The sequence below is a fragment of the Paraburkholderia nodosa DSM 21604 genome, from assembly GCF_000519185.1.
Taxonomy (GTDB): domain Bacteria; phylum Pseudomonadota; class Gammaproteobacteria; order Burkholderiales; family Burkholderiaceae; genus Paraburkholderia; species Paraburkholderia nodosa.
The window spans coordinates 39,739-52,597 of sequence record NZ_JAFA01000008.1 but is presented as its reverse complement, the minus strand read 5'-3'; the positions used below and the strand labels follow the sequence as shown (position 1 = coordinate 52,597).

Sequence of the window (12,859 nt, the reverse complement as noted above, 5' to 3'; positions counted from 1 at the left end):
GATGAAGCCGCTGCTGCGCGTGCTGCTGATTGTCGATGCGTTGACGTTGCTGGGGTTCGGCGTGCTGTTCGTTCTCACGCCCTGGACCCTGGTCTACAACGCGTTGCAACTGGTGCAACCGCAACCGGCGCTCGTTGGGCAGGCTTTCGGCGTGGTGCTGCTGGGTTTCGCGTGGCTCGCGCTGCGCGCGGCCTTCCACGGGGAGATGACGGTGCCCGTGGGTCGCACCGTGGGGCACGTCAACTGGATTGCGGGCGTGCTGATGCTGGTCTGGCTGATCGGCGTGCGTAGTCCGCAGCTCACGGGCTTCGGCCAGTTGGTGGCTGGCGCGGTGGGCGTCTGGCTGATCGTCCTTGGGTTGGGCGGTGCGCGGCTGGCGGGTTTGGTGCGCAAGCGCGAAAGAACCACGCCGGCCGAAGCCGCCGCGCAGCGGCGCGACGCGCGCGAAGCTCGCAAAGCCGCCAAGGCGCGACGCGAGGAGCCGGTGACGTACGCGAAGCCCGGTGCTCCGCAAACGGCGTGGGGTAGTGCGCGTGAGCCGAACCGGCCCGCAGCGCCGGTCGAGCCCGTGGTCGAAGTCCCGACCGTGACGCCCGCGGCGGTCCCGCCGGTTACGCCCCGTCCGTCGCCGGTTACGCCGCCGCCTGCCAGCCCGGCGCAAGCTCAAGAGGCGCGCCAGGCGGCTCGCGACGAAGCGGCCGACGCACCGAGGCCGCCGCTGCGTGGCTGAGGCCGCGCGCAAACCCGGCCTCCGAAACAGCAGACGCAGTGCGCCCGAAGCACACCCGAACTTGCGCCACCCGGTGCCGCCGTAGCGCGGGGCTCCGGTCCTGATGAATTCACGCTGCGCGCGTTTGAACTGTCGCGCGGCTTTATGTATCCGTTCTTTTTTAGGTCTCGTCCGCAGCCATGCACGACAAAATCCTGATCCTCGACTTCGGCTCGCAAGTCACCCAGCTCATCGCTCGCCGCGTGCGCGAAGCCCACGTTTATTCGGAAATCCATCCGTACGATGTGGACGACGCATTCGTGCGCGAATTCGCGCCGAAGGGCATCATCCTCTCCGGCGGCCCGAATTCGGTCACCGACACCGACACGCCGCGCGCGCCGCAAGCCGTGTTCGAACTGGGCGTGCCGGTTCTCGGCATTTGCTACGGCATGCAGACGATGGCCGAGCAGCTCGGCGGCAAGGTGGACGGCGGGCACCTGCGCGAATTCGGCTACGCTGAAGTGCGCGCGCGCAATCACACGAGCTTCCTCGAAGGCATCGAAGACTTCCGCACGAGCGAAGGCCACGGCATGCTCAAGGTGTGGATGAGCCACGGCGACAAGGTCACGGAAATGCCGGCGGGCTTCCAGCTGATGGCATCGACGGAATCGTGCCCGATCGCGGCCATGGCCGACGAAGCGCGCCACTTCTACGGCCTGCAATGGCACCCGGAAGTCACGCACACGGTGCAGGGCAGCGCGATGCTCGAGCGCTTCGTGCTCGGCATCTGCGGCGCGAAGGCCGACTGGGAGATGGGCCACTACATCGACGAAGCCGTCGAGACGATCCGCAAGCAGGTGGGCAACGAGCACGTGATTCTCGGCCTCTCGGGCGGCGTGGATTCGTCGGTCGCGGCGGCGCTGCTGCATCGTGCGATTGGCGACCAGTTGACCTGCGTGTTCGTCGATCACGGCCTGCTGCGTCTGAACGAAGCCGAGCAGGTGATGTCGATGTTCGCCGACAACCTCGGCGTGAAGGTGATCCACGTCGACGCGAGCGAAGCGTTCATGTCGAAGCTCGCGGGCGTGACCGATCCGGAAGCGAAGCGCAAGATCATCGGCGCGGAGTTCGTCGAAGTGTTCCAGACGGAAGCGGGCAAGCTCAGCGACGCCAAATGGCTCGCGCAAGGCACGATCTATCCGGACGTCATCGAGTCGGCCGGCAAGGGCAAGAAGGCCGCGCACACGATCAAGAGCCACCACAACGTGGGCGGCCTGCCGGAAACGCTCAACCTCAAGCTGCTCGAACCGCTGCGCGAACTCTTCAAGGACGAAGTGCGCGAACTGGGCGTGAAGCTCGGCCTGCCGCACGAAATGGTCTATCGCCATCCGTTCCCGGGCCCGGGCCTCGGCGTGCGCATTCTCGGCGAAGTGAAGCGCGATTTTGCGGATCTGCTGCGCCGTGCCGATGCGATCTTCATCGAGACGCTGCGTAACACGATCGACAAGGAAACCGGCAAGTCGTGGTACGAACTCACGAGCCAGGCGTTCGCCGTGTTCCTGCCGGTGAAGAGCGTGGGCGTGATGGGCGATGGCCGCACCTACGAGTATGTCGTTGCGCTGCGTGCGGTGCAGACGCTCGACTTCATGACGGCGCACTGGGCGCACCTGCCGCACGAACTGCTGGGCCACGTATCGAACCGCATCATCAATGAAGTGCGCGGCATCAACCGTGTGGTGTACGACATCTCGGGCAAGCCGCCCGCGACGATCGAGTGGGAGTGAGGTTCTCCCGCTAGCCTGCTGGCGATGCAAAAACCCGCGTCCGGCACATTGTGCCGGCGCGGGTTTTTTTGCTTCTGGTGATGACCTGTCGGCGCTCGTGCAGACCGAGCCCAGGGTCCCGCAGGGTTACGCGCTCAATGCTTCAGGCACGTATCCGCGTTCTTCCAGGTGCAAACGTCGAGACCCGTGTGAACGATCGGCTTCACCGTCTTTCCCTCCGCCAGGTCGCGCATCACCATCGCCGCCTGATAGCCCATTTCCTCAGGCCGCTGCCCGACCAGCGCATTGACCTTGTGGTCCTTGAGGGCCTGCAGTTCCGGTCCGAGCGTATCGGCTGAAACGATCACGAACTGGCCGCTGTTGATCTTGTCCATGATCGGCGCGACCACCTGCGAATACGCCTCGGGTGCGAAGAGCGGCCAGCCGCCCTCGAACACGAACGCCTGCAGCGTGCTGGCGTTCGCGGTGAGCGTGTCCTGCATCATCTGGTTCGCTTTCGCGGCGTCGTCGTTCACGTAGAGCGGGCAGGCGCTGATCTCGTGCCAGTTGTTTTCGCCCGCCAGCTTCTTGATGCCTTTCTTGCCCGAGAGCACGTCGCGCGTGCCCTGGGCGCGCTGGTTGATGTTCTCGGCCGCGGGGTTGCCCATCACGAGGCAGATGTTGCCGCCCTTGGGCATCAGCGTCTTCAACTGCTCGCCGAGCTTTACGCCCAGCTCGTAGTTGTCGGTGCCCACATACGACTTGCGCAACGACTGGTCCTTCGGCAGCAGGTCGGCGTCCGCGGTGATGATCGGGATCTTCGCGTTGCGGCGGCGGATCACTTCGGCAATGGCCGGCGCGTTCGACGGCGATATCGCAATCGCCGCGACGCCCTTGGTCAGCAGGTCGTCGACGATCTGCACTTCGGCGCTTTCGTCCGCGGCTGTCGCGGGGCCGGTGTAATAGCAGTTGTAGCCCTGTTTGCTGAGCTCCTTGTTGGCCCGGTCGCAGCCCTGGTGCATGAGGTCGAAGTACGGATTGTCGAGGCCCTTCACGACCAGCGCGAGGGTCTTGTCGGCTGCGTAGGCGGAAGAGGCCAGCATGGCGAGCCCCCCGATCGCAGCGAGATACTTCCACGCTTTCTTCATGGTTTCCTCCTGTGCGGCGCCGGTTGTACGGCGCGCGTGTCTCGTACAGTTTTCGTCATCGGAAGGAAAGCCCGCGCCCGTGCCTTGGGCTTTCTGCGGAACCTCGCGCAACGAGTCGCGTTTCTTGTAATGGCTCACGTCCGGCGGTTCCACGTGCAGTCCGGCCGCGCCTCCCTGAAATCCGTTCAGTCTTCTTGCCGCTCGCCGCCGAGCCGGTTGAACAGCACGGCGATGATGATGAAGCCGCCCACGACCGTGCCCTGCCAGAACGAGTCCACGCCGAGCAGGATCAGGCTGTTGCGGATCACCTCGATGAGCGCGGCGCCGACGATCGTGCCGAACGCGCTGCCCACGCCGCCCGCGAGATTGGTGCCGCCGATCACCGTGGCGGCGATCACGCGGAGTTCGTCTCCGGTGCCGAGGCCGGTGGTCACCGCGCCGAGCCAGCCCACTTCGAGAATGGCCGCGACGCCTGCCATCAGGCCGCCCAGCACATACACCGAGCAGATCACGCGCCGCACCGGCACGCCCGTGAGATTTGCCGCATGACGGTTGCCGCCGACCGCGAAGACATAGCGGCCCCAACGCGTGAAGGCGAAGGCGAACCAGAACAGCACGCCGAGGACGATCAGAAACCACACGGGATTGGCCACGCCGAGCGTTTTGCCGCCGCCGAGCACGAGGAGCTTGTGCCCGTCGGGTCCGAATTCGAAGATGGTCCGGCTTCCGGAGATCACGAGCGCGAGGCTGCGGCCTACGCTCAGCATGCCGAGCGTCACGACGAAAGGCTGCATGTTGAGATACGCGATGAGCAGGCCGTTCACGAGGCCGACCAGCCCCGCAGTGAGCAGGCCGAGGCCGATGCCGGCCCAGATCGGGTAGCCCGCGTTCATCGTGACGGAGAGCACGATGCCGCTCAGGCCGATCGTCGAGCCGACCGAAATGTCGATCCCACCTGTAACGATGATGGCCATCATCCCCAGCGCGACGATGGCGACGAAGGCGAAGTTGCGCGTGACGTTGAAGAGGTTTTGCGGCGTGGCGAACGTGGAGGTAACGAACGAGAGCAGGACGCAGGCAACGAGCGTCGCCAGCACCACCCAGAACACCTGGCTCGCGAGCAGTCCGCTCCAGCGCGTGTGGGTCTTCGCGGATTGGGGGTCGTCAAGCAAAGTCGGCATCGGGTTTGGCCTTTGCGGCGCATCGTTCAATTTCGGGTCTCCTGTCGGCCGCACTTAGCGCTTCAGCGCTTAGTGCGGCCCCATGCAAAGCTGTCGGCGCGCACTTGGCGCTTCAGCGCTTGGTGCGGCCCCATGCAAAGCTGTCGGCCGCACCCGGCGCTTCAGCGCTTGTGCGGCCCCTGCAACGCCGTCGCGCGCGGGCATCTTCAGGCGGCGGCGATGGCTCCGGTGATCAGGCCGGTGACTTCCTCCGGCGAAGAGGCTTCGATCTGCTTGTCCGCCACCATGCGCCCGCGCCGCATGACGACCACGCGGTGGGCGACTTCGAAAACGTCAGGCATGCGGTGACTGATGAGAATGACGGCAATGCCGTGTTCGGACAGGCGTTTGATGAGGTCGAGCACCTGCACCACCTGGCGCACGCTGATCGCAGCGGTGGGTTCGTCCATGAGCACGAGCCGCGCGTCGGACAGTCGCGTGCGCGCAATCGCCACGGCCTGGCGCTGGCCGCCCGACATTTGCCGGACGAGATCGCGCGGGCGCGTCTCGGACTTCAGTTCCTTGAAAAGCTCGGCGGCGCGCCGGTACATGGCCGCGTGATCGAGCACGCGAAAGGGCCATATGCCGATGCGCGGCTCGCGCCCGAGAAAGACGTTGGCCGCCGCCGTGAGGTTGTCGCAGAGCGCGAGGTCCTGATACACGACCTCGATGCCCTTGGCGCGGGCGTCCACGGGTCTGCCGAAATGAACAGGCTTGCCGTCGATGAGAACTTCGCCATGGGAGGGCGGGAAGTTGCCGGCGATGACCTTCACCAGCGTGGATTTTCCGGCCCCGTTGTCGCCCATCAGTCCGACCACCTGGCCGGGTTCCAGGCTCAACGTCACGTCAGTCAGCGCCTGAATGGCGCCGAAGTGCCTGGAAACGCCTCTGAGCTCAAGAAGACTCATGGACTGTCGCGCTCGCGCTTGTGAAGCCGCCCGTTGCAGTGTCCAGGGTGGCCAGTAGACATGCTAACTAGCATGTTTTTTAGAGCACGATGGGCCTTTTAGCAAGACTATTTCATCAGCCGGTCCTGCTGCGCCGCCAGCAGGCCGCCGATGAGATAAAATTGCATTTTCGCCGAAAAACCCCGCCAGACGGACCTGGCGCGCGCTTGTCTCAGGCTTCCAGCGGCATCGCGCTCGTCCCCTTGAGTTCATCGAGGCAGACGATCGACTGCACGCTGTTCACGCCGGGCGCGCGCATCAGCGTATCGAGCAGGAACTCGGAAAGCGCCTTGAGATCGCGCGCCACCACCTTCAGAACGTAGTCGATATCGCCAGTCACGGAGTAGCACTCCTGCACCTGCGGCAACGTCGCGACGAGCTCCTTGAACTTGATGAGCTCGCGCATGTGCCCGCGCTCCATCGTTACCTGAATGAAGGCGACCACGCCGAAGCCGAGCGCCTGCGCGTCGAGGCGAGTCTCGTAGCGCCGGATCACGCCGAGTTCCTCGAGCCGCCGGTGACGCCTGAGTGTCTGCGCGGGCGAGAGCTTGATCGCGGCCGCGAGTTCGAGGTTCGAGGCGCGGCCGTGCTCCTGCAGTGCGGCGAGTAGCCGCATGTCGATCGTATCGAGCGCGAGATTTTGCATTTATCTTGCGTGAGATGGGTTTTAGGAGAGAGGGAATTGTATCAATCAGGGTTTGCCTGCGTACGAGATGAAATCATATTTTTCCGCGCCAACTATACACTGGGCGCACCCGATCGGGCTGGCGGCCAATACCCCCAAGCCTGGCAGCGCGCCGGCGCAGAAGGTTGTGCGCGCAATTTTATTTCGTGGAGCGGAGCCGGCGTCCCACCCGGATGCTTTGGCCCCGCGCAGATAAGTCGGAGACAGGAAGAGACATGGTTTCAAACGACACGCGTGAAAATCGCGGCCAGCTAAAACGCGGCCTCAAGAATCGCCACATCCAGCTCATTGCGCTGGGCGGGGCGATCGGCACGGGCCTGTTCCTCGGCATTGCGCAGACGATTCAGACCGCCGGCCCTTCGGTGCTGCTCGGCTACGGCATCGCCGGCATCATCGCGTTCTTCATCATGCGGCAACTGGGCGAGATGGTCGTGGACGAGCCCGTCGCCGGTTCGTTCAGCTATTTCGCCGACAAGTATTTCGGCCCGTTCGCGGGCTTTCTCTCCGGCTGGAACTACTGGGTGCTCTACATCCTCGTGAGCATGGCCGAGCTTTCGGCGGTCGGCATCTACATGCACTACTGGTGGCCGACTTTGCCCACGTGGGTCTCGGCGCTCGTGTTCTTCGTGGTCATCAACGCCATCAACCTCACGAGTGTGAAGTCGTACGGCGAGCTCGAATTCTGGTTCGCCATCATCAAGGTGCTCGCGATTGTCGGCATGATCGCCTTCGGCGGCTGGCTGCTGTTTTCGGGCTCGGCCGGTCCCGAGGCGAGCGTGTCGAACCTCTGGCGCAATGGCGGCTTCTTCCCGCACGGCGTCTCGGGTCTCGTCATGGCCATGGCGGTCGTGATGTTCTCGTTCGGTGGGCTGGAGCTGGTCGGTATCACCGCGGCAGAGGCCGATGATCCCTCGCACAGCATTCCGCGCGCGACGAATCAGGTGATCTACCGCATCCTGATTTTCTACATCGGCGCGCTCGGCGTGCTGCTCTCGCTCTACCCGTGGCAGAAGGTCGTGGCTGGCGGCAGCCCCTTCGTGCTGATCTTCCACGCGATGAACAGCGACCTCGTGGCCAACGTGCTCAATCTCGTCGTGCTGACGGCGGCGCTCTCGGTCTACAACAGCGGCGTGTACTGCAACAGCCGCATGCTCTACGGCCTCGCGCAGCAGGGCAATGCGCCGAAGGCGCTGCTCAAGGTGAGCCGGAGCGGTATTCCGCTGGCGGCGCTCGGCGTGTCGGCGTTCGTCACGGCCGCCTGCGTGATCATCAACTATTTCATGCCTGGCAAGGCGTTTGAGTTGCTGATGGGGCTCGTCGTGTCCGCGCTCATCATCAACTGGGCGATGATCAGCCTGATTCACCTGAAGTTCCGCCGCGAGAAGGCGCGCGCGGGTCAGACGACCACGTTCCGCAGCCTTGGCTATCCGCTGACGAATTACGTATGTCTCGCGTTCCTCGGCGGCATTCTCGTTGTAATGTATCTGATTCCGGATCTGCGCATTTCCGTGTACCTGATTCCGGTCTGGCTGGGCGTGCTCGGGCTCGCCTACCGCCTGTGGTGCCGCAAGTCGGCGCCGGCGCTGCAACGCGGCGTGCCGGCTCCGTAAGCGCTGATATTCGTCCCGAATTTCGTCCAGAGAGTTAAACAGCATGTTCGAACACATCGATGCCTACCCCGGCGACCCGATCCTCTCGCTTAACGAGAACTTCCAGAAGGACCCGCGTCAGAACAAGGTCAATCTGAGCATTGGCATCTACTTCGACGACGAAGGCCGTCTGCCCGTCATGAAGGCCGTTCACGCGGCCGAGGCGGCGATTCTCGAGGAGCCGGGTCCGAAGCCGTATCTGCCGATGGCCGGTTTCGCGCAGTACCGCGACGCCGTGCAGGCGCTGGTGTTCGGCGCTGACTGCCCGTCGCGCGCGGCCGGCCGCATCGCGACCGTGCAGACGCTGGGCGGCTCGGGCGCGCTCAAGGTGGGCGCCGATTTCATCAAGCGCTACTTTGCGACCAGCCAGGTGTGGGTGAGCGATCCGACGTGGGAGAACCATCGTTTCATCTTCGAGCGCGCGGGCTTCACGGTGAACACGTACCCGTACTACGACGAGGTGACGGGCGGCCTGAAGTTCGACGCGATGCTCTCGGCCATCGACGCGCTGCCTGCGAAGAGCGTCGTGCTGCTGCACGCGTGCTGCCATAACCCGACGGGCGTCGATCTGGATCGCGCGCAGTGGGAGCAACTGATCGACGTGCTGCAAAAGCGCGATCTGCTGCCGTTCGTCGATATGGCGTATCAGGGCTTCGGCGCGGGCCTCGAGGACGACGCGTTCGCGGTGCGCGAGCTTGCGCGCCGCGGTGTGCCGGCGCTCGTGGCGAATTCGTTCTCGAAGAACTTCTCGCTCTACGGCGAGCGTTGTGGCGGCCTGCACGTGATCTGCGAAGACGCGGCGGCCGCCGACCGTGTGCTCGGCCAGCTCACGGGCTCGGTGCGCGCGAACTACAGCAATCCGCCGACTCACGGCGCGAAGATCGTCACCCGTGTGTTGAGCACGCCGGAACTGAAGGCGTCGTGGGAGCAGGAGCTGACGGCGATGTGCGAGCGCATTGCGCGCATGCGCGTGGCGATTCACGACGGCCTGAGCGCCCATGCGAGCGAAGCGGCGCTCGCTCGCTACGTAAAGCAGCGCGGCATGTTCACGTACACAGGCTTGAGCGAGAAGCAGGTCGAGCGCCTGAAAGAGGAATTCGGCGTGTATGTCCTGCGCTCGGGCCGTATGTGCGTGGCAGGCCTCAACGAGAAAAACGTGAGCGTGGTGGTCGACGCGGTCGGCAAGGTGATGAAGGACTAAGGGAAGGGCGGGGCTGAGTGCCCCGATATCTTTCTAGCGCCGCTGGTGTGCCGGTACGAGCCGGACACTCCAGCGGCGTTTTCACATCCAGCCCCGGAACCGCGTGCCGGTGCCGCATCCACCGGCAACGCCGCCTGCCATCTGACGATTCGAGAAATCGCCGTCCACGCCTATTTGTCCCGCATCAAACCGCCAGTCTGTCAAGCTGTAGCGAGTAGATGGCACACATGCCAGCTGCGCACGGTCTTCCAGGTCTTACCCTGATAGAATGCGTGAGCCGCAACGTAGTGGATTCCTGATGAAATTGCTTGATGCCCTCGTCGAACAACGGATTGCCGCCGCGGCCGCGCGCGGTGACCTCGACGACCTGCCCGGCGCCGGTGCGCCGCAGACGCTCGACGACGACCTGCTCGTGCCCGAAGAAGTGCGCATAGCCCACCGCATCCTGAAGAACGCGGGCTTCGTGCCGCCCGCAGTCGAACAGCTGCGGGCCTTGCGCGACCTCGAGGAAGCGCTCGCCACGGTGGGCGACAAGGCCGCGCAATGCCGTCTGCGCGCGCGCATGCTGGCGCTCGACATGGCGCTCGAATCCTTGCGCGGCGGACCGATGGTCGTGCCGCACGAATATCGCCGCCGCATCGCGGAGCGTTTGTCCGAACGCGCAGCGGGCGAGCCCGGTCTCCCGGGGCTCCCGGCGGGGGCCGCGTGACGGGCAGTCCCGTCCAGCCAGACGCTCCCGGCGGCGAACGCGAAGAGGCGCACCCGGCTGCCCGTTTGCCTGCCGGATCGGTTCCCGCCGATCTGCTCATGACGGCGTCCACAGGCGCGCCTCAATCCGACGTCCAACCCGATTCCGTTTCCGAGCGCGACCGGCATTTCATGCGCCTCGCGCAGGCGGCCGCCGAAGAGGCGCGCGCCGCCGGCGAAGTGCCTGTGGGCGCGGTGCTCGTACGCGGTGACGAAGTGATCGCCTCGGGCTTCAATCACCCGATCGGCGCGCACGATCCCTCCGCGCACGCCGAAATGGCGGCCTTGCGCGCGGGCGCGCACGCGCTGGGAAACTACCGCTTGCCCGGCTGCGAACTCTATGTGACCCTTGAACCGTGCCTGATGTGCGCCGGCGCGATCATGCACGCGCGCATCGCACGTGTGGTGTTCGGCGCGCATGACCCGAAAACCGGCGCCTGCGGCAGCGTGGTCGACGCCTTCGCCAATGAGCAGCTCAATCATCAGACGAGCGTATCGGGTGGCGTGCTGGCGGACGAGTGCGGCGAGGCGCTGCGCGCGTTCTTCGCCGACCGGCGCCGCGCGAGCCGGGAAGCGCGGCGCACGGCTCGCGAACAGGCTGAGCAAACGCAGGGAGGGACTGGTGTCGCCGGTCCGGGCGAACCTGCGGGTTGAATCTCACGGTTGAATCGAATTCGACATGACCATTCATCGCACCATCGAACTGATCGCACCGTCCGGTTATCCGCATGACCAGGAAGCAGTGCATCGCGCGCTTGCGCGGTTGCGGGCGCAAGGCCATCACGTCGACGGCGTGCAGTCGACCGAACGGCGCTATCAGCGCTTTGCCGGCACGGATGGCCAGCGCGCGGCCGAACTGAATCGCCTCGCCGACCCGTCGCGCGAGCTGCCGGACATCGTACTCGCCGTGCGTGGAGGCTACGGCGCGGTGCGCATCCTGCACGGTCTCGATTACGACGGACTGCAACGGCGTTTGGCCGATCAGCCCATTGCGTTCGTGGGGCATAGCGATTTCACCGCCATTCAGCTTGCGCTGCTCGCGCGCGCCGGGCTCACGACATTCGGCGGTCCGATGCTCTGCAGCGACTTCGGCGCCGAGAGCCTCAGCAGCTTCACGATGCATCACTTCTGGGACGCGCTCTCGAAACCGAAATACACGCTCAAGGTGAATGCGCCGCAGGCCCAGTCGACGAATGTTTCGGGCACGCTCTGGGGCGGCAATCTGGCCGTGCTGACTTCGTTGATCGGCACGCCTTATCTGCCGCCGGTCGAGGGCGGCATCCTGTTCGTCGAAGATGTGAACGAGCAGCCGTTCCGCGTCGAGCGCATGATTTATCAGCTGCATCTGACCGGCATTCTTGCTCGCCAGCAAGCCCTGGTGCTGGGCGACTTCACCGGCCACAAGCAGTTCGATTACGACAACGGCTACGATCTGCGCGAAATGGTGGAGCAGGTGCGTGCCGTGGTTGGCATTCCGGTGGTGACGGGCCTGCCGTTCGGTCATATTCCGGATATGGTCACGCTGCCGATGGGCGCGCCGGCGCAGCTGACCACCACCGCACATGGTTTCGAGCTGACCGTGAGCGGGTATCCGCATCTGGGTTGATTTCGCACTGACACAGAAGCGCTTCCGGGCGCTTTTTTTATGGAGTCTTATGCAACTAACGGCCAATTCCGGGCGGCATCAGACAATGTTCACGTCAACGCTTCCTCTCTAAATTGTTGACAAAAAATGTGACCGGATTGGGGCGACGAATCACCATGCAGGCGCTGAATTCCCCGAAATAAAGCGCGTTTCACCGATAAGAGGCATGTGGCAGCCGACGCGCAGGTGGGGATCTTCCCCAGGTTCGCCCACAAAATTGTTGACAATATTTATGTCCAACCTAGGATACCCAACATAGAGACCCGAACCATGCGAAAGACCGATATCGACGCCGAAGCAACCGGCATGAAGCCCGAGGCGATCGCCGCGCGAATCCGCGCCGCGATTCTCGAGCACCGGCTGCCGCCCGGCGCGAAGTTGACTGAAGCGCAGTTGTGCGAAGTATTCGGCGTGAAGCGTGGCCCGATCCGCCAGGCGCTCGCGCTGCTCGCGAAGGACCATCTCGTGGATCTGGAGCCCAATCGTGGCGCGTTCGTCGCAAGCCCGTCGCTCCAGGAGGTGCACGAGGTGTTTGAGATGCGGCGGATCATCGAGTTGGCAGTGGTGGGTCGCATCTGCAGCGCGCAGCACAGCAGCCGTCGGCTGAAGACCATCGGCGAGACGATCAGGCGCGAGCGCAAGGCCTTTGAGGGGCGCGACTTTCCGACGTGGATCCGCCTTTCGGGCGAGTTTCATACGTCGCTGGCCACGCTCACCGGCAATACGGTGCTGTGCGATTGCCTGGGCGGGCTCGTGGCGCGCTCGACGCTGATTTCAGCGCTCTACGAATCGCCGGGACGCAGTCCGTGTTCGTTCGACGATCACGAGGCGATTCTCGCAGCGCTCGAGGCCGGCGACGAGCAAGAGGCCGTCGACCTCATGGTGCGCCATTTGCAGGGTGTCGAGCTCAGGATGCTCGACCGGCCGGCGGGCGCTTCGGTCGACTTGCAGGAAGTATTCAGCGCTCGTGAGGCGACCTCGCTTGCACGCTGATGCGCTTCTGGCGCGGCACTGGAACGGATTGAAGTAAAGGATTGCAGTAAAGCGCGGCGGACCACTCCGAACGGTGGCCGCCGCGGCTGAAAAGGATGGAGTGGGGCGCATGCAGGGCATGCGTACGGCTCGAACAAGCACCGCGTTACAGG

Annotated in this window: 12 protein-coding genes; 8 read left to right on the top strand and 4 right to left on the bottom strand. The window is 64.5% G+C overall.

Annotated elements, in window-relative coordinates; genetic code table 11:
• Position 1 precedes the first annotated feature (1 nt).
• Positions 2-730, top strand: coding sequence for a hypothetical protein (locus tag A3CW_RS0113435; protein WP_028204040.1), 729 nt, complete (start codon positions 2-4; stop codon positions 728-730).
• Between the two features lie 179 nt (positions 731-909).
• Complete coding sequence (gene guaA / locus A3CW_RS0113430; protein ID WP_028204039.1) at positions 910-2,493, top strand: glutamine-hydrolyzing GMP synthase; 1,584 nt, start codon at positions 910-912, stop codon at positions 2,491-2,493.
• Positions 2,494-2,627: 134 nt separating this feature from the next.
• Here the strand turns inward: guaA and A3CW_RS0113425 are convergent, their stop codons facing one another.
• The 4 genes from A3CW_RS0113425 to A3CW_RS0113410 form a co-directional block, all read right to left on the bottom strand.
• Positions 2,628-3,620: a sugar-binding protein gene (locus A3CW_RS0113425; RefSeq protein ID WP_028204038.1), complete on the bottom strand. Its 993-nt coding sequence runs from the start codon at positions 3,618-3,620 to the stop codon at positions 2,628-2,630.
• Between the two features lie 185 nt (positions 3,621-3,805).
• Positions 3,806-4,801 (bottom strand): ABC transporter permease, encoded by a 996-nt coding sequence (locus A3CW_RS0113420; RefSeq protein ID WP_028204037.1) that lies wholly within the window; start codon positions 4,799-4,801, stop codon positions 3,806-3,808.
• Between the two features lie 206 nt (positions 4,802-5,007).
• Entirely contained in the window at positions 5,008-5,748 is a 741-nt protein-coding gene (locus A3CW_RS0113415) for an ATP-binding cassette domain-containing protein (RefSeq protein ID WP_028204036.1), read from the bottom strand.
• 211 nt (positions 5,749-5,959) lie between these two features.
• Positions 5,960-6,433: an Lrp/AsnC family transcriptional regulator gene (locus A3CW_RS0113410; RefSeq protein ID WP_028204035.1), complete on the bottom strand. Its 474-nt coding sequence runs from the start codon at positions 6,431-6,433 to the stop codon at positions 5,960-5,962.
• A gap of 254 nt (positions 6,434-6,687) precedes the next feature.
• Here A3CW_RS0113410 and A3CW_RS0113405 point away from each other — a divergent pair, with 254 nt between their 5' ends.
• The 6 genes from A3CW_RS0113405 (at position 6,688) to A3CW_RS0113380 (ending at position 12,707) form a co-directional block, all read left to right on the top strand.
• The gene (locus A3CW_RS0113405; RefSeq protein ID WP_028204034.1) at positions 6,688-8,082 is read left to right on the top strand and encodes an amino acid permease; all 1,395 of its coding nucleotides are present in this window, start codon (positions 6,688-6,690) and stop codon (positions 8,080-8,082) included.
• Positions 8,083-8,125: 43 nt separating this feature from the next.
• Positions 8,126-9,322 (top strand): amino acid aminotransferase, encoded by a 1,197-nt coding sequence (locus A3CW_RS0113400; RefSeq protein ID WP_028204033.1) that lies wholly within the window; start codon positions 8,126-8,128, stop codon positions 9,320-9,322.
• Positions 9,323-9,620: 298 nt separating this feature from the next.
• Positions 9,621-10,031, top strand: a complete 411-nt coding sequence (locus tag A3CW_RS0113395; protein ID WP_028204032.1) for a DnaJ family domain-containing protein — start codon at positions 9,621-9,623, stop codon at positions 10,029-10,031.
• Positions 10,032-10,129: 98 nt separating this feature from the next.
• Positions 10,130-10,723, top strand: coding sequence for a tRNA adenosine(34) deaminase TadA (tadA, locus tag A3CW_RS46200; RefSeq protein WP_051481459.1), 594 nt, complete (start codon positions 10,130-10,132; stop codon positions 10,721-10,723).
• 25 nt (positions 10,724-10,748) lie between these two features.
• Positions 10,749-11,675: a muramoyltetrapeptide carboxypeptidase gene (gene ldcA, locus A3CW_RS0113385; RefSeq protein WP_028204031.1), complete on the top strand. Its 927-nt coding sequence runs from the start codon at positions 10,749-10,751 to the stop codon at positions 11,673-11,675.
• Between the two features lie 309 nt (positions 11,676-11,984).
• A complete protein-coding gene (locus tag A3CW_RS0113380; RefSeq protein WP_028204030.1) occupies positions 11,985-12,707 on the top strand; it encodes a GntR family transcriptional regulator in 723 nt (240 codons plus the stop codon).
• The last annotated feature ends 152 nt before the right edge of the window (positions 12,708-12,859 follow it).